This is a genomic window from Curtobacterium sp. MCBD17_003 (assembly GCF_003234885.2).
Taxonomy (GTDB): domain Bacteria; phylum Actinomycetota; class Actinomycetes; order Actinomycetales; family Microbacteriaceae; genus Curtobacterium.
Genome location: NZ_CP126275.1, coordinates 2,875,953 through 2,902,766, shown reverse-complemented (window position 1 = coordinate 2,902,766; position 26,814 = coordinate 2,875,953). Strand labels below are relative to the sequence as shown.

25 protein-coding genes, 1 tRNA gene and 1 pseudogene are annotated in these 26,814 nt (G+C 73.0%); 13 read left to right on the top strand and 14 right to left on the bottom strand.

The features are described from left to right. Window positions 1–119 precede the first annotated feature (119 nt). From DEI88_RS13645 to DEI88_RS13630, 4 genes are read right to left on the bottom strand one after another with little or no spacing between them, the layout of a single operon-like run. On the bottom strand, window positions 120–1,967 hold the full coding sequence (locus tag DEI88_RS13645) for a gamma-glutamyltransferase family protein (protein ID WP_258375150.1): 1,848 nt from the start codon (window positions 1,965–1,967) through the stop codon (window positions 120–122). Next, entirely contained in the window at window positions 1,964–2,509 is a 546-nt protein-coding gene (gene soxR / locus DEI88_RS13640) for a redox-sensitive transcriptional activator SoxR (protein ID WP_111010444.1), read from the bottom strand. The genes DEI88_RS13645 and soxR overlap by 4 nt, the downstream gene beginning before the upstream one ends. Window positions 2,510–2,555: 46 nt before the next feature. Next, window positions 2,556–3,068 carry a DUF6264 family protein gene (locus DEI88_RS13635; protein ID WP_111010443.1) on the bottom strand — a complete coding sequence of 171 codons (513 nt, stop codon included), beginning with the start codon at window positions 3,066–3,068 and terminating at the stop codon, window positions 2,556–2,558. Beyond that, window positions 3,065–3,928 (bottom strand): HpcH/HpaI aldolase/citrate lyase family protein, encoded by an 864-nt coding sequence (locus DEI88_RS13630; RefSeq protein ID WP_111036696.1) that lies wholly within the window; start codon window positions 3,926–3,928, stop codon window positions 3,065–3,067. The genes DEI88_RS13635 and DEI88_RS13630 overlap by 4 nt, the downstream gene beginning before the upstream one ends. 78 nt (window positions 3,929–4,006) lie before the next feature. Between DEI88_RS13630 and DEI88_RS13625 the strand changes: the two genes are divergently transcribed. Then, a complete protein-coding gene (locus DEI88_RS13625) occupies window positions 4,007–7,831 on the top strand; it encodes an ATP-binding protein (protein WP_111013152.1) in 3,825 nt (1,274 codons plus the stop codon). Window positions 7,832–8,500: 669 nt separating this feature from the next. Here DEI88_RS13625 and DEI88_RS13620 read toward each other — a convergent pair. Next, the gene (locus tag DEI88_RS13620; RefSeq protein ID WP_111013153.1) at window positions 8,501–9,094 is read right to left on the bottom strand and encodes a CDP-alcohol phosphatidyltransferase family protein; all 594 of its coding nucleotides are present in this window, start codon (window positions 9,092–9,094) and stop codon (window positions 8,501–8,503) included. 106 nt (window positions 9,095–9,200) lie between these two features. Further along, window positions 9,201–9,698 carry a large conductance mechanosensitive channel protein MscL gene (mscL, locus tag DEI88_RS13615; protein WP_111010439.1) on the bottom strand — a complete coding sequence of 166 codons (498 nt, stop codon included), beginning with the start codon at window positions 9,696–9,698 and terminating at the stop codon, window positions 9,201–9,203. Window positions 9,699–9,844: 146 nt separating this feature from the next. On the opposite strand from mscL, the gene DEI88_RS16400 reads away from it, so the two are divergent. Then, the gene (locus tag DEI88_RS16400; protein ID WP_349775213.1) at window positions 9,845–9,997 is read left to right on the top strand and encodes a hypothetical protein; all 153 of its coding nucleotides are present in this window, start codon (window positions 9,845–9,847) and stop codon (window positions 9,995–9,997) included. Between the two features lie 62 nt (window positions 9,998–10,059). Here the strand turns inward: DEI88_RS16400 and DEI88_RS16465 are convergent. Together DEI88_RS16465 and DEI88_RS13605 are read right to left on the bottom strand one after the other, a co-directional pair. Beyond that, window positions 10,060–10,152: pseudogene (locus DEI88_RS16465) on the bottom strand (FmdB family zinc ribbon protein); the annotation flags it as partial. A 1-nt stretch (window position 10,153) separates the two neighbouring features. Beyond that, window positions 10,154–10,744 carry a 5-formyltetrahydrofolate cyclo-ligase gene (locus DEI88_RS13605; RefSeq protein ID WP_111010538.1) on the bottom strand — a complete coding sequence of 197 codons (591 nt, stop codon included), beginning with the start codon at window positions 10,742–10,744 and terminating at the stop codon, window positions 10,154–10,156. A gap of 103 nt (window positions 10,745–10,847) precedes the next feature. Here DEI88_RS13605 and galU point away from each other — a divergent pair, with 103 nt between their 5' ends. The 6 genes from galU (at window position 10,848) to DEI88_RS13575 (ending at window position 15,636) form a co-directional block, all read left to right on the top strand. Further along, window positions 10,848–11,738 (top strand): UTP--glucose-1-phosphate uridylyltransferase GalU, encoded by an 891-nt coding sequence (gene galU, locus DEI88_RS13600; protein WP_111010437.1) that lies wholly within the window; start codon window positions 10,848–10,850, stop codon window positions 11,736–11,738. A 42-nt stretch (window positions 11,739–11,780) separates the two neighbouring features. Further along, window positions 11,781–12,440 (top strand): GNAT family N-acetyltransferase, encoded by a 660-nt coding sequence (locus tag DEI88_RS13595; protein ID WP_111010436.1) that lies wholly within the window; start codon window positions 11,781–11,783, stop codon window positions 12,438–12,440. Between the two features lie 93 nt (window positions 12,441–12,533). Continuing rightward, on the top strand, window positions 12,534–13,736 hold the full coding sequence (locus tag DEI88_RS13590) for a DUF3040 domain-containing protein (protein WP_146246101.1): 1,203 nt from the start codon (window positions 12,534–12,536) through the stop codon (window positions 13,734–13,736). Between the two features lie 83 nt (window positions 13,737–13,819). Next, window positions 13,820–13,892, top strand: a tRNA-Ala gene (locus DEI88_RS13585). Between the two features lie 202 nt (window positions 13,893–14,094). Next, window positions 14,095–14,511 (top strand): VOC family protein, encoded by a 417-nt coding sequence (locus DEI88_RS13580; protein WP_111072541.1) that lies wholly within the window; start codon window positions 14,095–14,097, stop codon window positions 14,509–14,511. Window positions 14,512–14,598: 87 nt separating this feature from the next. Beyond that, on the top strand, window positions 14,599–15,636 hold the full coding sequence (locus tag DEI88_RS13575) for an amidase domain-containing protein (RefSeq protein ID WP_111072540.1): 1,038 nt from the start codon (window positions 14,599–14,601) through the stop codon (window positions 15,634–15,636). 77 nt (window positions 15,637–15,713) lie between these two features. On the opposite strand, the gene DEI88_RS13570 is transcribed toward DEI88_RS13575, so the two are convergent. Continuing rightward, window positions 15,714–17,030: a hypothetical protein gene (locus DEI88_RS13570; protein ID WP_258375149.1), complete on the bottom strand. Its 1,317-nt coding sequence runs from the start codon at window positions 17,028–17,030 to the stop codon at window positions 15,714–15,716. A 50-nt stretch (window positions 17,031–17,080) separates the two neighbouring features. After that, on the bottom strand, window positions 17,081–17,536 hold the full coding sequence (locus tag DEI88_RS13565) for a MaoC/PaaZ C-terminal domain-containing protein (RefSeq protein WP_258368596.1): 456 nt from the start codon (window positions 17,534–17,536) through the stop codon (window positions 17,081–17,083). A gap of 127 nt (window positions 17,537–17,663) precedes the next feature. Between DEI88_RS13565 and DEI88_RS13560 the strand changes: the two genes are divergently transcribed. Further along, the gene (locus DEI88_RS13560; RefSeq protein ID WP_181441274.1) at window positions 17,664–19,091 is read left to right on the top strand and encodes a maltokinase N-terminal cap-like domain-containing protein; all 1,428 of its coding nucleotides are present in this window, start codon (window positions 17,664–17,666) and stop codon (window positions 19,089–19,091) included. Window positions 19,092–19,156: 65 nt separating this feature from the next. Here the strand turns inward: DEI88_RS13560 and DEI88_RS13555 are convergent, their stop codons facing one another. After that, window positions 19,157–19,654: a DUF2510 domain-containing protein gene (locus DEI88_RS13555; RefSeq protein ID WP_181441273.1), complete on the bottom strand. Its 498-nt coding sequence runs from the start codon at window positions 19,652–19,654 to the stop codon at window positions 19,157–19,159. A 122-nt stretch (window positions 19,655–19,776) separates the two neighbouring features. Further along, a complete protein-coding gene (locus DEI88_RS13550; protein WP_181441272.1) occupies window positions 19,777–20,823 on the bottom strand; it encodes an LLM class flavin-dependent oxidoreductase in 1,047 nt (348 codons plus the stop codon). Window positions 20,824–20,899: 76 nt separating this feature from the next. On the opposite strand from DEI88_RS13550, the gene DEI88_RS13545 reads away from it, so the two are divergent. Continuing rightward, window positions 20,900–21,256: a TraR/DksA family transcriptional regulator gene (locus tag DEI88_RS13545; RefSeq protein WP_111072539.1), complete on the top strand. Its 357-nt coding sequence runs from the start codon at window positions 20,900–20,902 to the stop codon at window positions 21,254–21,256. Between the two features lie 236 nt (window positions 21,257–21,492). Beyond that, window positions 21,493–21,969: a TIGR02611 family protein gene (locus tag DEI88_RS13540; RefSeq protein WP_111010429.1), complete on the top strand. Its 477-nt coding sequence runs from the start codon at window positions 21,493–21,495 to the stop codon at window positions 21,967–21,969. 154 nt (window positions 21,970–22,123) lie between these two features. Here DEI88_RS13540 and DEI88_RS13535 read toward each other — a convergent pair whose 3' ends face one another. Then, window positions 22,124–23,413 (bottom strand): MFS transporter, encoded by a 1,290-nt coding sequence (locus DEI88_RS13535; protein ID WP_111072538.1) that lies wholly within the window; start codon window positions 23,411–23,413, stop codon window positions 22,124–22,126. 117 nt (window positions 23,414–23,530) lie between these two features. Between DEI88_RS13535 and DEI88_RS13530 the strand changes: the two genes are divergently transcribed. Both DEI88_RS13530 and DEI88_RS13525 read left to right on the top strand, forming a co-directional pair. Further along, window positions 23,531–23,953: an ArsR/SmtB family transcription factor gene (locus DEI88_RS13530; RefSeq protein ID WP_111026248.1), complete on the top strand. Its 423-nt coding sequence runs from the start codon at window positions 23,531–23,533 to the stop codon at window positions 23,951–23,953. After that, on the top strand, window positions 23,950–25,644 hold the full coding sequence (locus DEI88_RS13525) for a DUF7059 domain-containing protein (RefSeq protein ID WP_502866972.1): 1,695 nt from the start codon (window positions 23,950–23,952) through the stop codon (window positions 25,642–25,644). The genes DEI88_RS13530 and DEI88_RS13525 overlap by 4 nt, the downstream gene beginning before the upstream one ends. A 104-nt stretch (window positions 25,645–25,748) precedes the next feature. Here the strand turns inward: DEI88_RS13525 and DEI88_RS13520 are convergent, their stop codons facing one another. Then, window positions 25,749–26,612 (bottom strand): NAD-dependent epimerase/dehydratase family protein, encoded by an 864-nt coding sequence (locus tag DEI88_RS13520; RefSeq protein ID WP_111013161.1) that lies wholly within the window; start codon window positions 26,610–26,612, stop codon window positions 25,749–25,751. Between the last annotated feature and the right edge of the window lie 202 nt (window positions 26,613–26,814).

The following is a 26,814-nucleotide window of genomic DNA, read 5'->3' as shown; positions in this document are numbered from 1 at the left end:
CATGCGCCGCCCGCACCGAGCCGGTTCCCCGCGAGGCATCCCTGTGGATGTCGACAGCTCTCCGGCCCCGGTGGAGGGATCAGCGGTCAGCGGGAACGCGGCCGGCGACGAGCAGACCTTCAGCGCCCCGCGGCGTACGCCTGCTCGCCCCGCGGGTTGGCGGCGGCCGACAGGACACCGGTCCGTGGGTCGCGGCCGACGCTCGAGAGGCGACCGAGGGTCCAACCGCCGGCGCGCGTGACGACGTGCCCCCGGGCCTCCAGGCCGGCGATGACGTCGTCCCCGATCCGGTCCTCGACGACGATCCCCGCCGGCTCCCACGTGCGCGGCCAGAACGACCCCGGGAACGAGGTCGTGTGCAGCGCCGGGGCGTCGATCGCCTGCTGCGGCGACCAGCCGCCGACGATCGTCCGGAGCAGGTAGAGCAGCTGCCACTGGTCCTGCTGGTCACCGCCGGGGGAGCCGAGGGCGACGACGGGCTCGCCGTCGCGGAGCACGAGCGTCGGGGTGAGCGTCGTGCGCGGACGCAGCCCGGGACGGAGCGTCGAGGCGCTGCCCTCCTCGAGCCAGGTCATCTGCAATCGGGTGCCGAGGCAGAAGCCGAGCTCGGGGATCGTCGGCGAGGACTGGAGCCATCCGCCGGACGGGGTGGCAGACACGATGTTGCCCCAGCGGTCGACGACGTCGATGTGGCACGTGTCGCCGCGCGTCTGGCCGTCGGGGCCGACGTGCGGTTCCGCGCCGGCGAACGAGTCGACGGTGGGTTCCCCGACGCCCTCGGGGCGCTCGTCGAGCGCCGGCGGCAGGTACTCGGTGCGGAGCGGGGGCATGGCGCCGGCCGGCACGCCGGCGTCGCCCGGGCGGATCTCGGCGGAGGCCCGGTCAGCGATGAGCGCGCGTCGCTCGGCTGCGTAGGCCGCGGACAGCAGCCGCTCGAGCGGCACGTCGTGGTCGCCGTAGTACGCCTCGCGGTCGGCGAGGGCGAGCTTCTGCGCCTCGACGATGGTGTGCGCGCCCTCGACCGTCGACGGGTCGAGCAGGGCGTCGTCGAGCGGTTCGAGGATGGCGAGGGTCTGCAGCAGTGCGGGCCCCTGCCCCCAGGCGCCGGTCTTCGCGATGGTGTGGCCGCGGAACTCGAGCGTCACCGCGGGCTCGTACGTGGCCCGGAACCCGGCCATGTCCGCAGCCGTGATGACGCCCGCGTGGTCGGTGCCCGACGAGTGCCGGTGCGGCGTCCGGACGAACCGCTCGACGGCCTCGGCGACGAACCCCGACGCCCAGGCGTCCCGGGCCGCGTCGATCCGTGCCGACCGGTCCGCCGAGCCCTCTCCGGCGGCGACGAGCCGCTCGAGCACGTCCGCGTACGCGGTGTTCCGGACGACCTCGCCGGCGACGGGGATCCGGCCCTCGGGCATCCAGCGCTCGGCGGAGGACGGCCAGTGCTCCGTGAACAGGTCGGCGACGCGGCCGATCGTGTCCGCGACGCGGGCGGCGACCGGGTGGCCGTCGCGCGCGTACCCGATGGCGTAGGCCAGGACGTCGGCGAGGTCCCACGTGCCGTGGTCCCGGAGGAGCAGCAGCCACGCGTCGACGGCGGCGGGCACGGCGGCCGCGAGGGCGCCCGACCCCGGCACGAGTTCCAGACCCTCGCCGCGGTAGTGCTCGACGGTCGCACCGGCGGGAGCCGGGCCCTGCCCCATGAGCACGACGGGGGTGGGGTCCGCCGCGGTGGCGAACACCGCGGTCATGTCGCCGCCCGGGCCGTTGAGGTGCGGCTCGACGACGTGGAGCACGAACGCCCCGGCGACGGCCGCGTCGAACGCGTTGCCCCCGCGCTCGAGTACCGACTGCGCCGAGGCCGTGGCCAGCCAGTGCGTCGAGGCGCTCATGCCGTGCGTGCCCTGCAGGTCGGGGCGGGTCATGGTCGTGGGTGGGGTCGTGTAGGTCACGAGGTCCTTCCTGGTCATGCGGGCCGCTCGGTCGGTTCGAACCGTGCCGCGTTCGTGTCGGCGACGATGCCGGTGTCCCCGCCCGAGCGCGCCTCGTGCAGCCGCGACCCCGTGCGTACTCCGTGCAGCTGGTGCGGACCGGGGCCGGAGCGGGCGGCGCCGTCCCCGGGGTTGACGAGGGCGCAGCGGGTCAGCGACAGACAGCCGCACCCGATGCAGCCGTCGAGGTCGTCGCGGAGGGCCTCGAGCTCGCGGATGCGGGTGTCGACCGCGTCGGCCCATCGTCGCGAGAGCGCCGTCCACTCCGCCGGGTTCGGGGCACGGTCCGCGGGCAGGGCGTCGAACGCCTCGCGGATCTCGGCGAGGGACAGACCGGCTCGCTGCCCGGCGGCGAGGACCGCGAGCCGACGGAGCGTGTGGCGCGGGAACAGTCGCTGGTTGCCGGCCGTCCGTTCCGCCGTCACGAGACCGCGTTCCTCGTAGTACCGGATGGCCGACGGGGCGATCCCCGACCGGCGCGACAGCTCGCCGATGGTCAACAGGTCGGTCGCGGTCGGCACGCGTTCATCGTCGCACCGATCCGGCCCCTCGCGGTCCTGGGGGTTGTCAGGTCCCGCTCCCGCCGGGCCACGGAGAGTCACCGGCAGGGGTCGTGCCGCCGAGGTCGCCGAGTGCCGACGCGGACAGGACCCCGCCGCCGACGACGCATCCGACGGCCACCACGAAGCCGATCGCGGCGATCCACCACGAGCTCCGCCGACGGATCCAGGCCCACACCGCCAGGACGAGCGCCGCAACCCCGACGACGAACGCACCGCCGGCCGCGAGCGCGCCGCCGCCGACGAGCGCTCCGGTCGAGCACCCGCTCGCGGGGTGGCATCGCGGTGCCGAGGCCAGGACCGCGACGAGCGCGATCACGGCGGTCACGATGGTCATGACGCCGGTCGCGGCCAGCAACAGGACCGTCACCACCCGGTCGGCGATGCGCCCGACCGGTGGGATGAGCGAGGTGCCGCCCTGCTCCCACGCGATCCGGGCCTCCCGTTCGGCCTGCGTCTCCATGTGCGGCCGGGAGGCCCGGCTGCCGTCCGGCGCGCCGCCGTCCGTCCCCCCGGTCATCGGGGTTCCACCCCGAAGGCCTGCGCCAGGCGTTCGATCTTCTGTGCGCGCCCGAGCCGGGGCAGGTCGCTGCCGTCCCGGACCACGCGGTCGCGCGCCTCGAAGTCGTCGAGGAAGTCGCGGGCCCAGGCGACGTCGGCCGGCGTGGGCGAGATGACCTCGTTGATCACGGGCAGCTGGTCGGTGTCGAGGCACAGCTTGCCGGTGAGGCCGAGCGCCACCGCGACCTGCGCCTGCTCCCGGAGGATCGGGTGACTCGTGCCGACCGTCGGGCCGTCGATGGGGCCGGGCAGGTCCCCGACGCGTGACGCGACCACGAGCCGGGATCGCGGGTAGGCCATGGCCAGGGTGTCGGCGGAGGTACCGGTGTCGCGGCGGTAGTCACCGCTCCCGAACGCCAGGCGGAACGCGCCCTTCGCGCGGGCGATCGCCGTGGACTCCTCGATCCCGAGGGCCGACTCGACGAGCGCGACCACGGGGTGGGTGCCCCCGAGGCGGTGCCAGGTGTCGGTGACCTGTTCCGCGGCCTCCGTCTTGGCGAGGACCACGCCCCGCAGTCCGGGCAGGCCGCGGAGCGCCTCGACGTCGTCCGCCCAGAACGGCGTCGTGACGTCGTTGATGCGCACCCATGCCGATCCGCCGCCCGCGAGCCACGCGGCGACGGTGGCGCGGGCCTCCGGCTTGCGCTTCGGGTCGACCGCGTCCTCGATGTCGAGCACGACCTGGTCGGCCCGGGACCGCGCGGCGCGGTCGAAGCCGTGCTCGGCGGTCGCGGCGACCAGGAGCCAGGACCGGCTGATCTCGGCCGGGACGGCACGGCGTTCGGAGGTGGAGGTGCGCGGACGGTCGTCGATGGCCATGCGTCGTTGGTACCACACCCACCCCCGCGCGCCAGGGGCCGCGGGGGCTGCTGTGGAGGGTCGCGTGATCACGCTCGGATGTGTCGAAATCGGCGTTCATTGACGGTCGGGGCTCGGCGGGCCGCCTACAGTATCGGTGTGTGGCGTGTCGACAGGACTGCAGAGCGCGAGGACGACGTGGATGACGACGTCCGCGCCGATGACCTGCGCGCGCCCGAGCAGGTGACGAGCCCACAGCAGCTGAGCCTCGGGGACCCGCGACTCACGGCGGGGAACGCGGCCGAGCCCGTGTGGGACGCCTGGCGCGAGCAGCTCTCCGGTGTCGGTGGCACGTCCCCCCTCATCCACTTCTCGGATCACCCCCGGGCTCGCATCGAGCTCAGCACGACCCACCCGGGTGGTCTGGCACAGTTCATCACCGGCAAGACGACCCTGCTGTCGAGCCTCATCCGCGACGAGGTCGCGTTCCGCGCCGCCCGCATCGCCGCCGGGTTCGTCGAGGAGAAGGGCACCGAGCTCGCCACGGTGCGCGGGATCGACGCGGTCGAGCTCGGCATCGGCATGGTGGACTGGCGGCACGCCGACGTCGACCACCGCGGGCCGGTCCTCCTCCGGCCGCTCGCCATCCGCCGCCACGGGCGTGACTTCGAGGTCCGACTGCTCGGCCAGCCCGTCCTCAACCCGGCGCTCGCCGACGCCCTGCGCGACCAGTTCGGGATCGTGCTCGACGCCGAGGCCTTCGTCGCGCTCGCCCAGCAGGACGGCTCGTTCACGCCGAACCCGGTCATCGACCGCCTCCGCGGCCTCACCGCGCACCTGCCGCACTTCAGCGTGCACCCGCGCCTCGTCGTGTCGACGTTCGCCGAGGTCGCGTCGAGCATGGTCGAGGACACCCGCGACCTCTCGCACCCGGTGCTCGACGCCCTCGCCGGCAACCCGAGCGCCAAGTGGCAGGTCGAGCAGTCCTACCGGCCGGTCGAGCAGACGCCGTCCGACGAGCGCAGCCCCGAGACCGACACGCTCCTGCTCGACGCCGACGACGAGCAGGAGAACGTGATCGCGCAGATCACGGCGGGCAACTCCATCGTGGTCAAGACCCTGCCCGGCACGGGTGGCACCCAGACGATCGTCAACGCCCTCGGTGGCCTCGTCGCCGCGAACAAGCGCGTGCTCGTCGTCAGCCCGCGGCGCGCGACCCTGCGCGGCATCGCCAGCCGGTTCGTCGAGGTCCAGCTGCCCGGCGTCGCCGTCACCCCCGCGACCCTCCGGCGCGACCTCATCCGCGCGATCGGCCGCAACGAGAAGTCGACGAAGCCGAACCTCCGCGAGGTCGACGACGCGCTCGTCCGGCTCCGCAAGGTCCTGCTCGACTACCGCGGCGCACTCGGCCGCGTCGACCCGGCGTTCGGTGTCTCCGTGCTCGACTGTCTGGTCGAGCTGTCCCGCCTGTCGCTCCTCCCGGTCCCGCCCGCCACGACCGCGCGCCTGTCGCGGTCGTCCGTGGAGGCCATGGTCGACGGTCGCGCCCGCGTCGCCGAGACGATGGTGAGTGCCGCGAACCTCGGCGAGTTCAAGTACGGGCCGGACGACTCGCCCTGGTACGGCGCCCGGTTCGCGTCCAGCGCCGCCGCGCACAAGGCGCACCAGACCGCGCAGGGCCTGCACGCCACCGAGCTGCCGACGCTGCTGCAGCGCGCGAACGACCTCATCGGCTCGACCCACATGCGGCCGTTCACGACGATCGGTGAACTCGGCGTGTACCTGCGGCTCCTCACCGAGATCCGCGACACCCTCGACCGCTTCCTGCCTGTCGTGTTCGATCGCTCCGTGTCCGAGCTCGTCGCGGCGACGGCCCCGCGGGGCGAGGGTGCCCCGATGTCGGCGACGAACCGCCGTCGCCTCAAGAAGCTCGCCCGCGAGTACGTCCGTCCGGGCGTGCACGTGTCCGACCTGCACGAGGCCCTGACGCGGGTCCAGCAGCAGCGGGTCCTGTGGCAGCGGTACGTGGCGGCCGGCGTCGCCCCGGAGATCCCCACCGGCATCGCCGACGTCCAGGTGCTCTACTCGAACGTCGCCGAGGACCTCGCGCGTCTCGACGAGCCGCTCGGCAACACGTCCCGTGAGCGGCAGCTCGCCAACCTGCCGATCGACCAGCTCGTCGCGGACATCGGCGAGCTCGCGGCCGAGAGCGACGTCCTGCACAACCTGCAGGAGCGCACCGAGCTCATGACGACCCTGCGCGACCTGCAGCTCGAGCCGCTCATCACCGACCTGGCGAACCGCCACGTGCCCGAGTCCCAGGTGCCGGCCGAGCTCGAGCTCGCGTGGTGGCAGTCCTGCCTCGAGATGCTGCTCGAGGGCGACCGCGCCCTGCTCGGGGCGAACACCGACATGCTCGACCGCGTCGAGGCGGACTTCCGGCTCGTCGACGACGCCCACGCCGCCGGGGTGTCCCAGGGCCTGGCGTGGCAGCTCGCCGAGAACTGGAAGGTCGGCCTGGTCGACTGGCCGGACGAGGCCGCGCAGCTCAAGGCGCAGCTCCGGCAGCCCGCGATCACGTCGCGACTGCTGCAGGACTCCGCACCGCACCTGTCCCGCGCCATCGCGCCCGTGTGGCTCGCGTCGCCGTACGAGGTCCCGCAGATCGCCGACACGATGCCGTTCGACACCGTGATCCTCGTCGACGCCGGTGCCGTGACGATCGCCGAGACCGTCGGGGCGATCCGCCGCGCCAAGCAGACCGTGGTCTTCGGCGACCCGGTCACCCAGACGCCGTCCCCGTTCCGCATCGCGGTCGACCCGGACCACCGGGCGCTCCGCGTCGACGAGCAGACGCTCGACTCGCTGCACGCCGACTCCGCGCTGGCGAAGCTCTCGACGCTCCTGCCGACCCTGTCGCTCACCCGCTCGTACCGCGCCGGCGGCGAGGACCTCGCGGAGCTCGTGAACCGGCGCTTCTACGGGGGCCGCATCGAGTCCCTGCCGTGGGCGGGTTCGTTCCTCGGCCACGGCTCGATCGCGATCGACTACGTCGCCGAGGGCAAGGCCGTGCCGGACCCCGAGTCCGGCGCCGTCGAGAGCGTCGACGCCGAGGTCGACCGTGTCGTGCGGCTCGTCCTCGACCACGCCAAGAACCGGCCGACCGAGTCGCTCATGGTCATCACCGCGTCCGCCAAGCACGCCGTTCGTGTCGAGCAGGCCGTCCTCGCCGCCGTGCAGGGCCACAAGGACCTCACCGAGTTCGTGATCGGCGACCGCCCCGAGCCGTTCATGGTGGTGACGCTCGAGCAGTCCGTCGCCCAGAGCCGCGACCGCGTCGTGTTCTCGATCGGCTACGGCCGCACGCCCCACGGCCGCGTCCTCCGCGACTTCGGTCCGCTCGGCAAGCCCGGCGGCGAACGCCTGCTCGCCGTCGCGATGACCCGCGCCCGCCGGTCGATGATCATCGTCACGTGCTTCCAGCCGTCCGACATCGAGGCCGAGCGCATGGGTCACGGCACCGTCGCGCTCGCCGAGATCCTCGCGGAGGTCCGGGCCCGCACGAGCATGGAGTACGTGCCCGACGACAGCGACCCGCTGCTCGTCGACCTCGCCCGCCGGCTCGAGATGCGCGGCATCCCCGTGGCGCTCGGACACCGCGGCAAGCTCGGCCTCGTCGCCGCGCACGGCGGGGTCTGCGTGACGATCGAGACCGACGCGTCGCTCGCCAAGGGCTCCCTGCGCGAGTCGCTGCGCCTCCGGCCCGAGGTGCTCCGACGGCTCGGCTGGCACTACGTGCGCGTCCACGCCTTCCAGCTCTTCTCCGACCCGGACCGCGTCGCCACGACGGTCGCGCAAGTGCTCGGCGTCGACCGTGGTGCGACGCAGGAGATCGCGATCCCGCCGGTCCCGGCCCGGCAGTGACCGCGGGCTGGCCAGCGACCGCCGGCTGGTCCCGATGACCGGGAGGCGCGCCTCCCGACCGGCCGGACCGGTCACCCCAGGGACGGAACAGCTCCGCGGGAGCTGGGCGGCCCACGCTGACGTCCGTTCCGCCACGGGGGCGGAGGCCGTCGCCGCTGGCCCCGCGGGCGACCCGTCCGCCGTTGGTCCCGCGGGCGACCCGTCCGCCGTTGGTCCCGCGGGCGACCCGTCCGCCGGGCGGACGACGGGCGCACAGGACCGCACGTCTGACGGCGCCACGGCCGCTCATGACCGACGGCCGGGAGGCCCCACTCGCCGCCGCCGGGTCACGACCGCTCCGGCGCCGGGAACGGACCCGAACCCCGCGCCCGAGCCGGAGCGGCACGGCGCGGGGGAGAACGACGCGCGGCTGCTGGGCGATCGGCCGCCGCACTGGGGCTGAGGCGGCCCTCCCGCCTCCCGTGAGCCCTGCCGCCTCCCGGCTCCGCCCTCGCACGCCCGCCGTCGGACCGGGACGACGTTCAACGCGTCGCCCGACAACGGTCGTGTCGGCGGCGGAAGTCGGGGGATGGAACTGTGCGGCTCAGGTATCCAGGGGTGACGCGTCGATCGGGAAAGGGTGGCAGCGCTCGGCAGCGCGAGGAGACTGCCGTCCGCGCGGTGCCGACCTCAGCGAGCGGGGACGGCGTCGCCGCGGCGCTTCCGCACCATGGCAGCGGCGTACTGGGCGCCGGCGAGCACGTGCCCGACCGTGCCGAGGACGATGCACACGAGGGCGACGACGCGCACCCACGTGAGGTGTTCGGCGACCGACGTCGACGAGAACAGCAGCACGGGCAGCCCGACGAACAGCAGCGCCGAGCGGATCTTGCCCGTCCAGGTCACGTCGAGGTCTGGCGACCCGCGGAACAACGCGCTCGACATCGCGACGAGCACCAGGTCCACGACCACCACCACGGCGACGACGACCCACGGCAGGAGCCCGACGAGGACCAGCGACAAGACGATCGCGACGATCGACAAGCGGTCCGCCACGGGATCCAGCGCCTTGCCGAGTGCGGACTCCTGGTGGAATCGGCGGGCGATGAAGCCGTCCGCCCAGTCGGTGACCCCGAGTCCGACCAGCGACACGAGGCCCCACCCGGGGTGTCCCGCGACGACCAGTCCGACGTACACGGGGATGAGGACGAACCGGACGAGCGTCAGCAGGTTCGGCCAGGTCTGCCAGTCCGGACGGGCTCGCCTCCCACTGGTGTCCGCCATGGCGTCGGGCCTCTCGTTCGCCGTCGTGGCGAACCCGCCGGTCGCCCATCCACTCAGGATAGCGGCGGTGCCTCCGGCACCTGGGTGGCGAGCGATCGGCCGGGTCTCAGAGCTTCGTCGTGCCGCTGATGCCCGGTCCCGTCGGCGCGTCGGTGGGGGCGACGTGCGCGCCCGCGGCCTGACCGGTGATCCCCTGCTGCTGTCGGAGCAGGTCGCGGATCTCGAGGAGGACCTCGACGTCGGTCGGCGGGACGTCCGCCGGCGGCTGCTCGACGTCGTTCTCGACGCGCTTGAACGCGAGCTTCCTCAGGCGGTTGACCGGCAGCACGAGCGCGAAGTAGACGACCGCGGCCACGATGACGAACTGGATCACGGCGCCGAGCACGGAACCGAAGTGGAGCTCGGCGTGCGCCCCGCCGACTCCGGGGATCGTGAGGACCCAGGTGTGCTCGAGGCTCGACGCGTTGAACAGCGCCCCGACCGCCGGGTTGATCACCGCCGTGACGATCGTGTTGACGATCGCGGTGAACGCGGCGCCGATGACGACGGCGACTGCGAGGTCGATGACGTTGCCGCGGAGCAGGAACTCCCTGAAGCCCTTCACGGGACCCCCTCGTGTCCAGGTGTCGGCCCGCGCCACGGGGACCGGCCGGGCGTCCAGTCGACCGGCACGGATCACGCTACCGACGGAGCACGACTCAGGCCGCGCTGGAGCTCCCGGATGAGGACGACGACGGCGAGGACGAGCCTGTGGAGGACGAACCGGATGAACTCGACGAGGTCGAACCGGATGAACTCGACGAGTTCGAACTCGACGACGACGACTCGCTCGGCGTCGATCCGCCACCGGACTCGGACTTCGTCCCCGATGCCCCGGACGGCGACCGGGAGTCCGTGCGGTAGAAGCCGGACCCGTTGAACGTCACTCCGACGGGGCTGAACACCTTGCGGAGCACGCCGCCGCAGGTCGGGCACTCGGTCAGGGCCGCGTCCGAGAAGGACTGCTTGACGTCGAAGGCGGTACCGCACTCGGTGCAGCGGTAGGAGTAGGTGGGCACGTCAGCTCCGGAAGGTGAGGATGCGCGATGGGGTGATGATGCCGTCGACGGGCTGGTCGTGGCGCTCGCGAGGGACCTCGTCCACGTACTCCGCGTCGAACACCACAGCATAGACGGGCGGACGCTTGGCCATGGATCCGAGGGTCTTGTCGTAGTAGCCGCGCCCCCAGCCCATCCGCATGCCGGCTCGGTCCACGGCGGCCGCGGGCGCGAGGATGACGTCGACGTCGTTGATCGCGATCGGCGAGAGCACCTCGCCGACGACCTCGGGGACGCCCGCCAGACCCTGGTGCTCGGTCTCGCCGTCCCCCACGGCCCAGTCCAGCAGGCCGTCGTCCCGGGCGATCGGGAACAGCGTGCGGATGCCCGCATCGAACGCCCAGTTGAGGAACGGGCGGACGTTGGGCTCGTCGGACGACGGGAGGTAGGCCGACAGCGAGGAGATCGCCCGCTCCTCCACGAAGCGCTGGAGCGTGGCGGTGAGGTCCGTGGTGAACGCGCTCCGCTCCGACGCGGTGTGCATGCGGCGACGTTGCCGCAGCTCGGCACGGAGGGCTCGTTTGGCGTTCCCGATGTCGCTCTCGGCGCTCATGGCCACGAGCTTAACGGCTCGTCCCCGCGTGGCCATGTGTCCTCCACACGGTCCCCCATCCGTTAACGCCCGCGTCGTGGGGGCAGCGGATACGCTCGTCGCCATGGGTTTCCAGATTTCCAAAGCAGTGATCCCGGCCGCAGGGCTGGGGACGCGGTTCCTCCCCGCGACCAAGGCGATGCCGAAGGAGATGCTCCCGGTCGTCGACAAGCCCGCGATCCAGTACGTGGTCGAGGAAGCCGTCGACGCGGGCCTCCATGACGTCCTCATGATCACCGGTCGCAACAAGAACGCGCTCGAGAACCACTTCGACCACGTGTCGGAGCTCGAGGAGACCCTCCGCAAGAAGGGCGACCACGACAAGCTCGCCAAGGTGAACCAGTCGACGGACCTCGCCGACATGCACTACGTGCGCCAGGGCGACCCGCTGGGCCTCGGCCACGCCGTGCTCCGCGCCAAGATGCACGTCGGCCGCGAGCCGTTCGCCGTGCTCCTCGGCGACGACATCATCGACGCTCGTGATCCGCTGCTCAAGCGCATGATCGAGGTGCAGGACGAGAAGAACGCGACCGTCGTCGCCCTGCTCGAGGTCCCGGCGTCCCAGACACACATGTACGGCATCGCGACCGTCGAGGAGACCGACGAGGACGACGTCGTCAAGATCACCGGTCTCGTCGAGAAGCCCGCCCAGGGGGAGGCCCCCTCCAACCTCGCGATCATCGGTCGCTACGTGATCCGCCCCGAGGTGTTCGACGTCCTCGAGAAGCAGGAGCCGGGCAAGGGCGGCGAGATCCAGCTCACGGACGCGCTCATGAAGATGGCCGGCGCCGAGGAGTGGACGGGTGGCGTGTACGGCGTCGTGTTCCGTGGACGCCGGTACGACACGGGTGACAAACTCGACTACATCAAGGCGATCGTCCAGCTCGCCTCCGACCGCGACGACCTCGGCCCCGAGCTCAAGGAATGGCTCAAGGAGTTCAACGCGGGCGAGTAGCCGTCCCGTCCGGGACACCCGAACCAGGAACGCGATCCCCCGATGACGACCATCCCCACCCTGACGCACGGTCGGATCACCATCCGCCCGCTGCGCCTCCGTGACACCCGTGACCTCGACATGGCCCTGTCGATGAACCGGAGCTGGTTGCGGACCTGGGAGGCCACGAACCCGTCGGGACTCGTGTCGGCGGACGTCCGGGGGAGCATCCGGGCCCTGCAGGCGAACGCGCGTGCAGGGCTCGGCCTGCCCTTCGCCATGGAGCTCGACGGCCGGTTCGTCGGACAGCTCAACGTGTCGGGCATCAGCTACGGCTCGCTCGCCAGTGCGTCGATCGGTTACTGGGTGGTCGAGAGCGCCGCGGGGCACAACGTGACCCCGACCGCCGTCGCGCTCGCGACCGACCACTGCTTCCGTTCCGTCGGGATCCACCGGGTGGAGATCTGCATCCGTCCGGAGAACGCGCCCTCGCTCCGGGTGGTCGAGAAGCTCGGGTTCCGGTACGAGGGCCTGCGACGCCGGTACATCCACATCAACGGTGACTGGCGCGACCACTTCTGCTTCGCGCTCGTGGCCGAGGAGGTCCGCGAGGGCGTCCTCGACCGCTGGGTGCGCGGCGCCGTGCCCGCAGGCCAGGGCAGCGTGCCCGACCAGGCCCGTGAGGAGGCCGCGATGCCGATCGCGACCTCGCGCCGCGGCTGAACTCGTCCTCCACAACCCGAATCCGGCGCGACTCGCTCAACACGCGACGCGCAATGACCGATCGGCGCGCGGCCCGCCCATACCGTGTTCCCCGTGAGCATCGGGTCCTGGAGCGGAGGCATCGTCCTCCTCATCGCGGCGGTGCTGTGGCTCGTCTACCTCATGCCCTCGTGGCACGCGCGTCGGCAGTACCTCGCCACGGAGCGCAACGCGGTGCGTCTGCAGCAGACGCTCCGGGTCCTCGCACAGACCGCCGAACTCCCGGACGAGGTCCGCATCGAGATGAACGCCCGATCCCTGGCGGAGGCCCAGCGTGTGGCCGCGAGCGAAGAAGCCCGCCGCCGCGCCATCGTCCGAGCACACGAGGCCGCACGCCAGCGTGAGATCACGCGACGCCTGGCGGAGCAGGAGCCCGAGCTCGAGCGGGTCGCCGCGTCGCCGGCGCTCACCGCCCGCCGCATGCGTCGTTCTCGACTGGGGGCGACGCTCATCGGCTTCGTCGGGCTCGTGGTCACCGTGGTGACGCTCGTCGCCGCACCGGCGATGTGGCTCATGGCGCTCGCCGCCGCGCTCGTGGTCGTGGGGGCGGTGGCGGTCCTCGCGCAGCTCGCCGCCGTCGGCCGTGCCCGGATGCGCCGTGCCGCCGGTGTCGCCGCGGCGACCCGGGCACCCGCACCGCGAGCCCGGTCCGCACGGGCACGGAACGCCGCTCCGATCGACACCGCCGTTGGCACAGCGGAGACCGCACCGGCCGCCGAGGACCGGAGCTGGACGCCCGTGGAGATCCCCAAGCCGCTCTACGTGTCGCGACCGGACGTGGAGCGCGCCCGTGCGGAAGCCCGCCAGGCGGCCGAGGAGTCGTCGGCGGCGCTCGCCGCACGCCTCCGCGAGCGCGTCGCCGAGGCCGCTGCGGCCGCGGACGCGGAAGCAGCGCGACGCCGAGCAGAGGCAGCTGCGGTGGCCGCGGGCACGACCGACCCCGACCTCGCTCGGGTCACGCCGATCCGATCCGATGTCGAGGCCGCTGCGGCCGCGCTCGCCGAGCACGACCAGGCGACGCCGACAACGACCCTGGCCGAGCGGATGGGGCTGCGCGCTCCCGCCGCGGACGGGGCCGCTGGTGGACCACAGCCGGGAGGCTCGACCACCGCCACCCGGACCGCGGACGACCGGCGGCCGGAACCGGCTGCACCGTCGGCACCGCCGAGCAAGTACGCGGGTATGGGGATCATCGACGAGGACTCGTGGGAGCGCACGGACCTCGACGCGGTCCTCCGCCGCCGCCGCGCGGTCTGAATGCGGTCGCCCGGCCGGACCGATGTCGTGCCGGGCTCGATTTCGGATCGAGCCTGCTGCGGTGCTAGTCTTGCTGGGCACTCGGGGCTATGGCGCAGTTGGTAGCGCGTCTCGTTCGCAATGAGAAGGTCAGGGGTTCGAATCCCCTTAGCTCCACCGAGAACCGCACGGCGAGAGGCCCGGGTCCACCAGGATCCGGGCCTCTCGCCGTCTCGGCGGGTGGTCGTTCTGCACCTGTCGTCTCGGCATGCTCGTTCTGCGCTGCGGGCGATGGTGGTGGTGCGCAGCGGCCTCTGGCACCATGGGCGCACCGCGACGGGGCGCACGCCGCTCCACAGCCAGCACGCGAGGAGCGACGATGCCCACCGCACTCAACCCCTACATCGGTTTCCGTGACGAGGCCCGCCAGGCGATGGAGTTCTACCGCGACGTCTTCGGCGGCGACTTGACGCTGTCGACGTTCGGCGAGATGCACGCGAGTGAGGACCTGACCGAGCAGGACAAGGTGATGCACAGCGTCCTGGTGACCCCGCACGGCCTCCTGCTCATGGCCTCGGACACGCCGAACGGCATGGAGGCCCCGACAGGGTCCCGCATCAGCATCTCGTTGAGCGGCGACGACGGGCAGGAGCTCCACGGCTACTGGGACGGTCTGGCCGACGGGGCGACGATCATCGCGCCGTTGACCGCCGCGCCGTGGGGTGACGAGTTCGGGATGCTGACCGACCGCTTCGGCGTCACCTGGCTGGTGAACGTCACCGGTTCGCGGTCCTGAGCGGCGCCGGTCGTCTCGGGGTTCCAGATCTCGGGAACGGTGGGCCACCGGCGCATCCTCGGACGTATCGCTTACCCTGTCCGGACGATGACTGCTCCCGCCGCGCTCACCCGACGTTCCCTGTTCTCGCTGGCGGGTGTCGCCGGTGTCGGCCTGGCGCTCGCGGCGTGCACGGCGGACGATCGGTCCTCGGGGTCCGCGACGCACGGACCCACGACGGGCAGCGCGTCGACGGGCGCGGCGCACCCGGTCGCACGTGCGCTGTCGCCGGCGCAGGTGCCCTTGGCCGGCGGGGTCACCGTCACCGTCACGGGGTCCGGCCTGGCGCGGGTCGCGGGCGTGACGGTCGGCGGGCTCGCGGCACGGGACGTCCACGCGACGGGTGAGCGGGTGACCTTCACGGCTCCGCACCAGGCCTCGTACGCCCCGGGACACGCGGAGGTGGCGCTGTTCACTCGTGCGGTGGAGCCGGTGCCGTCGGCGAACGTGACGACGTCGGACGGCAACGGCAGCACGAGCAACGACGGCGTGAGCGGGGACACCGCCACGAGCGGCGCGACCTCGACCCCGACGCCCACCGCAGCCACCGCGGGAACGCCCGTCGCCACGACGACGCTGACGTACGCCGCGCTGACCGCCGTCGACCGTCAGCTCCAGTACGCGATGGCGCACTGGTCGAACTACAACCTGGCGGAGTACGGCAACATGAACGCGATCGGCGGCGACTGCGCGAACTTCGTCAGCCAGACGCTCGTCGCCCGCGGGTGGCAGCAGCGCGACGACTGGTACAACCACGACGCCGGGGCCGTGCACTCCGCCACCTGGACCTACTGCCCGTCGCTCGACCTGTGGTTGCAGACGAACGCCGCCGCCTTCGGGCTCACGCGGCGCACGCTGGACGAGCGCGCGAAGGTCGGGGTCGGTGACATCGTCATGTGGGACTGGAACGGCAACGGGTCACCGGACCACACGACGATCGTGTCCGAGGTGTTCCCGAAGCCCGACGGCACGGTGCTCATCAAGTCGGCGAGCCACAACGAGGACGGCCCCTACCGCGACCTCGACGAGATGCTCACCGTGCAGCACCCCGGTGGCACGGCCTGGTTCCACACCTTCGACGCGTAGGGGAACGCTGGCCGCCGAAGCGGGTCGGCGCATCGGCACAGGGCGGCGAACGCGCCGCACCACAACGGGGAGCCGGATCAGGGGAACCCGATGTACCAGATGAGCACGATCGCGATCGCCTGCAGCACCACGCCGACGACGGCGAGCACGACGGTGCGCCGCCGCGTCCGCACGAACAGGTCGGTCCCGAGCACGGGCGCGGCGGGCATGAGCAGCCGCACGAGGCTCTGCTGTGGCAGGAACACCGCGACGAGGTAGACCCCGTACGCGGCCACGAACCCGACCACCTCGGGCCCGAGCGCGCGCGTGCTCCGCCGGACGAGCAGCCACACCGCGGCGGCGATCACGGCGATCACCAGGACGAACCCGCCGTTCCCGAGCCACCGCCCGGCGAGCATGAACCACGGGGTCATCGGCACGAAGTGGACGTGGCCGACGTACCCGGTCCACCAGGCGAGCTCGCTGTCGAGGTAGGTGTCCGGCCGCCCGGTGACCGCGCTCGCGATGAACGGCCAGGCCAGACCGGCCACCGCGACCACGATCCCGGTGACGGCGAGGCCGAGGCGCGTGGTCCAGGGGACGCGGTGGATCCACCGTCGGGCGGGCAGGCCCCGGGTGCGCGATCGACCGGCCCGGACCTCGATGGCGACGAGGTGCACGGCGACCGCGACGGACAGCGCGAGGGCGCCCGGACGGGTGAACGCGGCGACCACGCCCAGGGCGGCCACGAGCGGGTACCGGCGTTGCACGAGTGCGAGCAACGCGCCCGCGACGAGCAGCAGGGACAGCGCCTCGGCGTAGGGCACCTGCAGCAGGAACCCGAGCGGCCCGAACACGAACAGGGCCGTGGCGCGCCGGGCCCGTCGGGACCCGGCGACGGCGCGGACGAGCCGGTAGAGCACGACCGTGCCGCCGGCGCCGCTGAACAGGGAGACGACGACGCCCGCACCCCAGAAGGACAGCCCGGTGACGGTCATGACGACACGGACGACGGCGGGGAACACCGGGAGGAACGCCCACGCGTTCGGCTCGACGTGCCCGTGGTGGTCCAGGGGGACGGACCGCGGGTACCCGTGCACCGCGACGGTCTGGTACCACCACGCGTCCCAGGAGCCGGAGAACGCCAGCAGACCGTGGGCGCCGCCGTGGCCCTCCGGCTCGTGTCCGGCGGCGGCCCCGACGAGCAGCACGCCGACGAGCAGCACGGTGCTCACCGCACGGGAGCCGACCCACAGCAGGAGCGGGGCGGTCCACCCGCTGTGCCGTCCCTCCAGGGCGATCCGGATCAGGCGGGCGAGCCGCCTGATCCGGAGCAGGCGGGCGAGCCGCCGCGGCCGGGAGGCCCCGCCCACGCCGTGGACGGCCGTGCTGACGGGCGTCGGCAGAGCTGGCACGACCTCGATGATCGCAGAGGCGCGACGGGCGCGCGCGCTCCGACGGGAGGTCACTCGATGGCGGCCTCGCGGGTGAGGACCATGACGTCCATGCGTCCGGTCTGCACGACCTCGCCGTGCTGGTTCCGGAGGGTCACGGTGCGCTCGACGATGCCGGTGCGGCCGGAGCTCGTGCGACGGGTGGACAGGATCTCGACCGTGCAGGTGAGCGTGTCACCGATGAACACGGGCGCGGTGAACCGCCAGCCGTCGATGCCGAGGAGCGCGACGGCGGAGCCCTCGAACACGCCGGTGCGGGCGATCAGCCCCAGGCACAGGGACGCGCCGAGCATGCCGTGGACGATGCGCTGGCCGTACCGCGTCTGCTTCGCGAACTCGACATCGGTGTGCACCTGGTTGTTGTCGTTCGTCCACGACGCGAACGACACGACGTCCGCCTCGGTGATCGTGCGACCCGGGGTCACGAAGGTCTGTCCGGCGGCGAGGTCCTCGAGGTAGTGCGGCACGGGGCCAGTGTCCCACGCGGGCTCCGACCTGCCGCGCTGCCCGCGTCCCGGGCCAGCCGGAGCCGACCACGGCCTCCCGGCGCGGACCAGGGAACCGCGCCGGTCCGTCCGGCGTACGCTCCGGCGCATGAGCGACGCAGCCCCGACCACCGCCGCGACGGACCCGACATCGACCTCGGAGCCGCGCGACGACCGCCGGGTCGACGCCCTGACCCACGAGGTCGTGGCCGCCTGGATGGCGGGGCAGCGCTGGTACGCCGCGAAGGGCCTCGACCCCGCGCTCCGGCTCATCGCCGCCCTCGAGGGGGAGGTCGACGGCGTCCGGGTCAGCACGCAGCTCGTCATCGACGACGCCCCGAGCACGCCCGTGCTCTACCAGGTGCCGCTCACCGTGCGGACCGAGCCGGTCGACGCGCTCGACGAGGTCCTCATCGCCACGGACGGCGAACGGTGGCTCTACGACGGGCCGCACGACGCCGCGTACGCACGGTGGCTGCTCGGGACGATCGACGGCGGCGCGACCGTGCAGGCCGACGGCGCCAGCGTGGAGGGGCAGCACCTCGCCGACATCGGCGCCGTGACCGCCGTCCGGGTGCTCCGCGGCGAACAGTCGAACACGTCCGTGATCTGCGACGTCGACGGTGGCGGCGGGCAGGTCATCGTCAAGGTGTTCCGGGTCCTGCACCACGGCGACAACCCGGACGTGACCTCCCAGGCCGCGCTCTCGGCAGGTGGCTCGACGCGCGTGCCGAGGTCGTTCGGGGCGCTCCGGGGCACCTGGCCGGACGTCGGGCGGGACGAGGGCACGGCGACGGGGCACCTCGCGTTCGCGCAGGAGTTCCTGCCGGGGCTCGAGGACGCCTGGCGCGTGGCGCTGCAGGCCGCGCAGGACGGCGTGGACTTCACCGAGCAGGCCCACGGTCTCGGGCAGGCGACGGCCGAGGTGCACGCGGTGCTCGCCGAGCAGCTCCCGACGGTCGCGGCCGGCGCCGACGAGATCGCCTCGGCGGTCGGGTCGATGCGGCAGCGGCTCGAGGTCGCCTCGGACGAGGTGCCCGCCGTCGCCGAGCACGCCGACGCGATCCGCAGGATCTACGACGCCGCCGAGGGTCTCGAATGGCCCCGGCTCCAGCGCATCCACGGCGACCTCCACCTGGGGCAGGCGGTCTCGTCGCCCGACCGCGGCTGGGTGCTCCTCGACTTCGAGGGCGAGCCGCTCCGGCCGATGCCCGAGCGGTCACGCCCCGACGTCACACTGCGGGACGTCGCGGGCATGCTCCGCTCGTTCGACTACGTCGCCGGCGCCCTGCAGCACGGCGACAACCCGACCGACGCGAGTGGCTGGGCGCACGATGCGCGCCGCGCCTTCGTGGACGGGTACATCGCGGCGTCCGGGACGGACATCCGTGCCCAGCGGACCCTGCTCGACGCGTTCGAGATCGACAAGGCCGTCTACGAGGCCGTGTACGAGGCGCGCAACCGTCCGGACTGGATCGGCATCCCGATCGCGGCCGTCGCCCGGCTCGTCGAGCGGTCCGCGCCGGACGCGGCCTGACGCCGCCCGCGGCCTGACGCGCCGTCTGGCCTGCCGTGCTGCCCGTGGCCGGACGCGCCGCCCGATCAGGCGGGGACGGCGCCCGTGAGCTGACTCGCGGCGAGCGCCAGGGTCATGATGCCGAGCACGGCGGCCGTGAACGCCATGCTGCGACCGGCGACCCGCCACACGCCCGTGGCTCGCGGGCGGGCGATGCCCACGATCGCGGCGAGCACCGCGAGCAGGCTGACGATCCCGAACGGGTCGACCACCAGGGCGAGCAACGCCAGCGCGAGCGAGCCCCAGCCGAACAGGCAGAAGCGCCGCGCGGCGTGCACGCTGAACCGGCCGCCCGGGGTGAGCGCGATCGATCCCGTGCGGGATCCGCACGCCCAGCCGTGCTCGTCGAGGTCCTGCGACGTCACCGAGAAGTGCGGGGCGACGGACTCGGGCGTCGTGGGGGCCAGTGTCCGGTCGGCCAGCGCGGGCGCCTGCGTGGCACTGCCCCACGTGCGACCGTCCCACCACCGCAGACGCGTCGCATCGGCGGGGTCGGGGAACCAGCCAGCAGCCGGCAGTGACACGGGGACGTCTCCTGATCCTGGAAGGGGTGGAACGCGATCGAGCCTACGAAGCGCGTCCCATCCGCCCCAGCCCCAGCACGAGTGTCGGCAGAAGGGGGGACAAACCGGACGGGAGGTACGGTTCAGGCCGCGCCCACGGCCTCCCGGTCCCAGCCGAGCTCGCGCCCGACGGCCTTGACGCCGGCGAGCAGGCGCGCGTTGAACTCGACGCCGAGCTGGTTCGGCACCGTCACGAGCACGGTGTCGGCGGCCGCGACGGCCGCGTCCTGGGCGAGCTCGGCGACGAGCTGCTCCGGCTCGCCGATGTACGAGCGTCCGAACCGCGCGAGGCCGCCGTCGAGGTGCCCGACCTGGTCCTGCCCCTCCACCTGCGCCCGGACGCCGAAGTAGTGGCGGGACTCGTCGTCGGTGATCGGGATGATGCTCCGCGACACGGAGACGCGCGGTGTGCGCTCCCAGCCGGACTCCGCCCACGCGTCGCGGAACCGCTGGATCTGCTCGGCCTGCAGCTCGTCGAACGGCACGCCGGTGTCCTCGGTCAGGAGGGTGGACGACATGAGGTTCATGCCCTGCTCCGCGGTCCACTCCGCCGTCGCGCGGGTGCCGGCACCCCACCAGATGCGGTCGGGGAGCGTGTCGGACAGCGGGAAGAGGGGCAGGGACCCCTCACGGCCGGTCATCTGCGGGTTCGCGTTCGCCATCGGCTGCCCGGCGATCGCCTGGCGGAAGATCGCGGTGTGCTGCCGGGCCATGTCCGCGTCGGTCTGCCCCGCCGCGGGCGCGTAGCCGAAGGACTCGTAGCCCGCGAGCGCCGTCTCGGGTGATCCCCGGCTCACACCCAGCTGCAGGCGGCCGCCGCTGATGAGGTCCGCGGCCGCGGCCTCCTCGGCCATGTAGAGGGGGTTCTCGTACCGCATGTCGATGACGCCGGTGCCGATCTCGATGCGGCTCGTGCGCGCCGCGATGGCGGACAGCAGCGGGAACGGCGCGGCCTGCTGCGGCGCGAAGTGGTGGACGCGGAAGTACGCGCCGTCCACGCCGACCTCCTCGGCGGCGACGGCCAGGTCGATCGCCTGCACGAGAGCCTCGCGGGCGGACCGCACCCGGGACCCCGGCACGTTCTGCCAGTGCCCGAAGGACAGGAACCCGATCTTCTTCGTCATGTGCATACGAACGCACGGACCCCGGCGAGCATTCCGGCCGGGAGGCACGCTGCGAGCCCGTCCCGCCACTAGCGTCGAGCAGGTGGCCGATGACGCATGGACGGACGACGACGCCCGGGCTGCCCTGCTCGCCGAGCGGGTCCGCTCACGCCGACTGCTCGGTGCCGTCGAGCGGAGCATGGACGACGTCGCATCTGCGCGGGACGGTGCGAACAGCGACGACGAGCACGACCCCGAGGGCGCCACGCTCGCCTGGGAGCGCGGGTCCCTCGGCGCGGTCCGCGACGACGCCCGCCGACGGCTCGAGCTCGTCGACGCCGCGCTGCATCGTCTCGATGACGGGTCCTACGGACGGTGCCTCGTCGGGGGCGAGCCCATCCCGCAGGCGCGACTCGCCGCCGTCCCCTGGGCGCGGACCTGCATCGCACACGCGGGCTGAGTCGCACACGCGGGCCGAGTCGCACACGCGGGTGGAGTCGCACACGCAGGCCGAGTCGCACACGCGGGTGGAGTCGCACACGCAGGCGGAGTCGCACGCGGGATGACCGGTCTGCTCCGGTGTCGCTCGTGGCGGGACCGCTCCCGGTGTCCGGTGCCGGGCCTCCCGGTCGTCGCGGGGGGACATCACCAGCCGCACCCCCGGGGTTTCCCAGCCGGGGTTCCTAGCCTCGAGCCATGGACGGCGACCGCGTGCACACCGACGGGGCCGACCCCCGTGCCGCGGACGACGATGGAGCGGCGCGAGCCCCCGGACAGGCGCTCGTCGCGGCGCCGGTACCGCCGAAGCGACATCGGTTCCACTGGTTCCGCGACGTGCGAGCGTGGATCCACGCGCGGCCCCACGTGCACTTCGTCTACCGCGTCCTCGTCGGGATCGTCGGCGGCCTCGTCATCATCATCGGGCTGGCGCTCGTGCCCCTGCCCGGGCCGGGCTGGCTCGTGGTGTTCATCGGTCTGACGATCCTGTCGAGCGAGTTCGCGTTCTTCCACCGCATCTCGACCTGGCTGCGCCGGAAGCTGCACGACTTCTGGGATCGGGTCCGTCGGCACGCGCCGTCCTCGCGGATGCGGGCTGCAGCCGACCGGGGCAAGGCGTCGGTGGACGCGGCGCACGACGACGCCCATCGGTCGATGGGGGCCTCGTCGCGCTGATCGCGCTGCCCCTCCCGCGCGCCGCTGCTGCTCCCGCGCGCCGCTGCTGCTCCTCCCGCGTTGAACCGCGCTTCGCCCTGTTGAACCGGGTTGTTCCGCGGTTCAACACGACGGAAGGCGGTTCAACCGGGCGGGATCCAGGTCGGGGGTGGCGTCAGACGGTGCGGATCGTCCCCGTCGCGATGCGCTCGACCTCGTCGGCGGCGGCCTGCTCGAGCGCAGCGGTCCGGGGCGACCGGAGCTGGGCAACGAGGGCGACGACCGCCGCGAGCACGACGAACCCGCCGTACGCGACGCTCACGGGCACGATCCCGACGCTCGGCTCGAACACCCCCGCGACGACGCTCGGTGCACCGAACGCCAGGTAGCTCGCGACGTAGATCGCCGACAGGAGTCCGGCCCGGTGCGCGGGGGACGCCGTGGCGAGCAGCATCCGCAGCCCTGCCTGGAACCCCGCCCCGAAGCCGACGCCCGCGATCACCGCGCCGACGACGACGCCCACGAGCAGGTGCGCGACGACGAACCCGAGCGTGACGACCGGCCCGACGACGAGCGCCACGAGGCCGAGCACGACCGCGTGACGGGCGTCCATGCGCTGGATGACGACCCCCGTCAGCGCACCGGTACCCGCGAACGCCGCGATGAACCCGCCCGCGGCCACGTGGTCCGTCACGCCGAACACCGCCGGCAGGAGGGACGGCACGATGGACAGGAACATCCCGCCGAGCGCCCAGCTCGACACGAGGGCGCCGACGACGCTGCGGAACAGGCGCTTCGACGACGCCGGGATCCCGAGGGTGGGGCGCAGGGACCGGAGCGCGCCGGGCTGCTTGCGGACGCGTTCCGGCACGACGACGAGGGTGGCCGCCGCGAGCACGAGCAGTGCGCCGAAGACGATGTAGACGAGTTGCTCGGGCAGCGGTGCCCACTCGACGAGCATGCCGCTCGAGAGCGCCCCGACCGCGAGGGCGATGGGCGGGACCGCGCCGTTGAGGACACCGGCGAGGGCAGGATGCCGTTCGAGTGAGTGATCGAGGAGCGCCGCACCGAGGGCCCCGATGAGCACGCCCACGAAGACGCCCTGCACGATGCGGGCGACGATGAGCATCGCGACCCCGTTCGCGAGCACGAAGAGCGCCATCGCGGCGACGACACCGAGCGCACCGACCGCGAGCACGGGCTTCCGGCCGACGTGGTCCGACAGCGCGCCGGCGGTCAACAGGCTGACGAGGAGCCCGGCCACGTAGATCGCGAACACCCCGGTGAGCATGAGCGGGCTCAGGTGCCACTCGGCCGCGTACACGGGGTAGATCGGCGAGGGGATGGCCGACGACGCGACGGAGATGAACATCATCGCCGCGACGATCCAGAAGGCGACGACCGAGCGTCGCGGCTGGGTGGACACGGCCTGTCCGTGGTCGCTCGTGCGCTCCGTCGGTGCCATGCCGTTCCTCCTGGTCCTCGGGCTCGCGCCGCGCGGTCGCAGTACGAGCAGACTCGTACTGTACTCCCAGTACGACCGGAGTCGTACTGCCCAGTACTGGGTGGTAGCCTTCCGCGCATGTCAGCAGCCGTCGCCGTCGCCCCCACCCCGGCACCGCTCCTGCCGCAGCCGGACCCGGACGCGATCGCGCTGCCGAGCGTGATGGCGGCACTCTCGGACCCCATCCGCCTCACCATCCTGCACCGGTACCTCGTCGACGGCGACGGATCCGAGCAGGCCTGTGGATGGGTGGGGATCGACCGGCCGAAGTCGACGCTGACGCACCACTTCCGGGTCCTGCGCGAGGCCGGCCTGCTCGAGCAGCGTCAGGACGGCCTCGAGCGACGCAGCCGCGTCCGGACCGAGGTCATCGCCGCGCGGTTCCCCGGCGTGCTCGACCTCGTCCGCACGTGGCAGGTCCCGCCCGCCGTGCTCCTCGAGGACCTGCCGCCGCTGCCCGCACCGCGCACCGCCGGCGCGCACACCCCGGCTCGCGCGTGACGACGCAGCACGCCCCCGAACTCGCCCCGGCGCCCGCCCGCCGGATCGTCCCCGACGCCGCACTCGCCCGTGCGCTCGCCGAGGACCTGCGCGACGCGGGGTACACCGTCGACGCCGTGGACGCGCTCTGGGGCACGGACGCCGCGGCCGCCCTGCACCGTGGCGACCGCGTCCCCGCGCTCCGGGCCCTGGACGCACGGCGACGCGCCGGCATGACGACCGGTGCCACGAACGACAGCGCGGACGACCGGGCACCGACCGCCACCGCGCCCGCCGCCACAGCGCCGACCGCCACCGCCACGCTCGCCACGTGCTTCGTGCTCGGCGTCGCCGTGCCCCGGACCGACGCGGACGCGGCCCTGCCCACCGCCGGCGTCGAGGCGCTCGCCGCCGCGGGCCTCCTGCGCGTCGTGGGCGACCACGTCGTCCCGGCGGTCGACCTCCGGCCCTACGCCTTCGTCGACGACGCCGGCGCGGGCAGCTGGTGGATCCTGTCCGACCTCGGCGAGGCCGTCCTCGGCGGGCCGCTCGGCGAGGACCACGTGCTCGGCGTCGGTGGTGCCACGATGACCCTGAGTGGCCTCATGGTGCCCGTCCCCGTCCGTCGCGTGCTCGATCTCGGCACGGGCTGCGGGATCCAGGCGATGCACGCGCGTCGCCACGCGGACCAGGTCGTGGCGACCGACATCTCGGAGCGGGCCCTCGCGATCGCGCGGTTCAACGCCGACCTCAACGGGCTCGACGGCATCGAGTTCCGCCTCGGGTCCCTGTTCGAGCCGGTCGCGGGAGAGCGGTTCGACCGCATCGTGTCGAATCCGCCGTTCGTCATCACACCCCGGCGCGACGACGTCCCCTCGTACGAGTACCGCGACGGCGGCATGGTCGGCGACGGCCTCGTCGAGACCGTCCTGCGCGGACTCGCCGAGCACCTCGAGCCGGGAGGCACGGCGCAGCTGCTCGGGAACTGGGAGTACCGATGGGGCCAGGACGGGCTCGACCGTGTCCGCGGCTGGTTCGACGACACCGCGTCGGTGCGCGACGTCGACGTCTGGGTCGTCGAGCGCGAGCAGCAGGACCCCGCCCGCTACGCCGAGACCTGGATCCGCGACGGCGGCACGCGACCCGGCACTCCCGCCCACGACCGACTCGTCGACGCCTGGCTCGACGACTTCGCCGCCCGACACGTCACCGCCGTCGGGTTCGGCTACGTCGTCGTCCGCCGACCGGACCCCGTGGCGGAGGCGAGCGGCGCGCCGAGCGGCGGTCGGGCCTCCCGGCTGCGGCGCTTCGAACGGATCGCGGACGCGCTCGGCAGCAACCCGACCGGCCTCGGCGCCGCGGTCGCACGGACGCTCGACGCCGTCGCGTGGTCGCGCGGGCACGACGACGAGGCCCTCGGGCGCGCGCACCTCGTGGTCGCCGGCGACGTGACGGAGGAGCGCCACTACTGGCCGGGCAACGACGACCCGACCGTGATCACCCTCGTGCAGGGCGGCGGATTCGCGCGGCGCGTGGACGCCGACACCGCGCTCGCCGCGTTCGTCGGTGCCTGCGACGGGGACCTGTCGGTGCGGGCGATCATCGAGGCGATCGCGGACCTCACCGGCGTCGGGGCCGAGGACCTCGCCGCCGATCTGCTGCCGCGCGTCCGTGCCCTGCTGCAGGACGGCCTCCTGCGCCCGCCCGCCTGACCTGCTCGGTCCCGTTCGTCCCGCCCTCCCCACCGCCGAGATCGCAGTCGTCGCCGTTCCGACGGTGGTCAGAACGGCGACGAGTGCGATCTCGCGGAACCGGCTCAGCGGCCGTCGCGCCAGCTGTACTGCGGGTCGTAGCCGATGAGCTCGCGGGCCTTGTCCGACGACAGGAGCGAGCTGACGCCGTCGATCGCGCTCTTCCGGGGGATGTCGGGGACGAACCGCTCGACGAGTTCGATCGTCGGCGTCGTCATGACGGTGTCCGGCGAGGCGATGATGAACGCCTCGAACCCGGTGAGGTCGCTCTCGACTGCCTTGCGAACGGCCTGGGCGCCGTCACGCGAGTCGATGTAGGACCACAGGTTGAAGATCTTCGCCTCGGGCTGCTCGTCCCACGGGTACGCGGGGTAGTCGGTCTCGTCCATGACGTTCGAGAACCGCAGGCCGATCATCTTGAGGGTCGGGTCCCAGCGGGTGAAGTGCCGCGCCATCTCCTCCTCCACGGCCTTGCCCAGCGAGTACGAGGACTGCGGGCGGACGGCGAACTCCTCGTCGACCGGCAGGTACGGCGGCTGGTGCTCGCCCATGGGGATCCCGAGCAGCGTCTCGCTCGACGCCCACACGACGTTCTTGATCCCCGCTGCCTTGGCCGCGTGGAACACGTTGATCGACGCCGTCACGTTGTTCGTGATGAGGGCGACGTCGGGCACGAGGCCCGGCGCCGGGATCGCCGCGAGGTGGACGACGGCGTCGACGGGAGTGTCGTACCGGTCGTCGAGCCCGATGAACGCGCCGAGCACCTGCCCGTAGTCGGTCAGGTCGGTGCGGACGAACGCGACGCCCTCGGGCTTGTCCGGGGACGGCACCCGGTCGAGCAGGACCACGTCGTAGCCGTGCGCGTCGAACTCGCGCACCACGGCCCTCCCGAGCTTGCCGCTGCCACCGGTCACCACTACGCGCGTCATCGCGCCTCCTCGTCGTCGAGTCCCACCGGGCATGGAGCCCGGTCGCGGCCCCAGGCCGCCCGTCCAATCATGCCCGGTCCTGCGCATTCCGGCTCCACCCGGAGAATCGGCCGCGTGATCTGGCTTTCGATGCGGTCGTATCAGTAACATGCACCTCGGTGGACACGGCTGGTTACCGTGACGCCCGCACCGTACGTGGTCG

What these genes read in the sequence shown, in the direction of transcription:
- DEI88_RS13645 (WP_258375150.1), bottom strand. Translation starts at nt 1,967, where the DNA reads ATGACCAGGAAGGACCTCGTGACCTACACGACCCCACCCACGACCATG.
- DEI88_RS13635 (WP_111010443.1), bottom strand. Translation starts at nt 3,068, where the DNA reads ATGACCGGGGGGACGGACGGCGGCGCGCCGGACGGCAGCCGGGCCTCC.
- DEI88_RS13630 (WP_111036696.1), bottom strand. Translation starts at nt 3,928, where the DNA reads ATGGCCATCGACGACCGTCCGCGCACCTCCACCTCCGAACGCCGTGCC.
- DEI88_RS13625 (WP_111013152.1), top strand. Translation starts at nt 4,007, where the DNA reads ATGTGTCGAAATCGGCGTTCATTGACGGTCGGGGCTCGGCGGGCCGCC.
- DEI88_RS13620 (WP_111013153.1), bottom strand. Translation starts at nt 9,094, where the DNA reads ATGGCGGACACCAGTGGGAGGCGAGCCCGTCCGGACTGGCAGACCTGG.
- DEI88_RS13605 (WP_111010538.1), bottom strand. Translation starts at nt 10,744, where the DNA reads ATGAGCGCCGAGAGCGACATCGGGAACGCCAAACGAGCCCTCCGTGCC.
- galU (WP_111010437.1), top strand. Translation starts at nt 10,848, where the DNA reads ATGGGTTTCCAGATTTCCAAAGCAGTGATCCCGGCCGCAGGGCTGGGG.
- DEI88_RS13595 (WP_111010436.1), top strand. Translation starts at nt 11,781, where the DNA reads ATGACGACCATCCCCACCCTGACGCACGGTCGGATCACCATCCGCCCG.
- DEI88_RS13580 (WP_111072541.1), top strand. Translation starts at nt 14,095, where the DNA reads ATGCCCACCGCACTCAACCCCTACATCGGTTTCCGTGACGAGGCCCGC.
- DEI88_RS13575 (WP_111072540.1), top strand. Translation starts at nt 14,599, where the DNA reads ATGACTGCTCCCGCCGCGCTCACCCGACGTTCCCTGTTCTCGCTGGCG.
- DEI88_RS13560 (WP_181441274.1), top strand. Translation starts at nt 17,664, where the DNA reads ATGAGCGACGCAGCCCCGACCACCGCCGCGACGGACCCGACATCGACC.
- DEI88_RS13550 (WP_181441272.1), bottom strand. Translation starts at nt 20,823, where the DNA reads ATGCACATGACGAAGAAGATCGGGTTCCTGTCCTTCGGGCACTGGCAG.
- DEI88_RS13540 (WP_111010429.1), top strand. Translation starts at nt 21,493, where the DNA reads ATGGACGGCGACCGCGTGCACACCGACGGGGCCGACCCCCGTGCCGCG.
- DEI88_RS13535 (WP_111072538.1), bottom strand. Translation starts at nt 23,413, where the DNA reads ATGGCACCGACGGAGCGCACGAGCGACCACGGACAGGCCGTGTCCACC.
- DEI88_RS13530 (WP_111026248.1), top strand. Translation starts at nt 23,531, where the DNA reads ATGTCAGCAGCCGTCGCCGTCGCCCCCACCCCGGCACCGCTCCTGCCG.
- DEI88_RS13520 (WP_111013161.1), bottom strand. Translation starts at nt 26,612, where the DNA reads ATGACGCGCGTAGTGGTGACCGGTGGCAGCGGCAAGCTCGGGAGGGCC.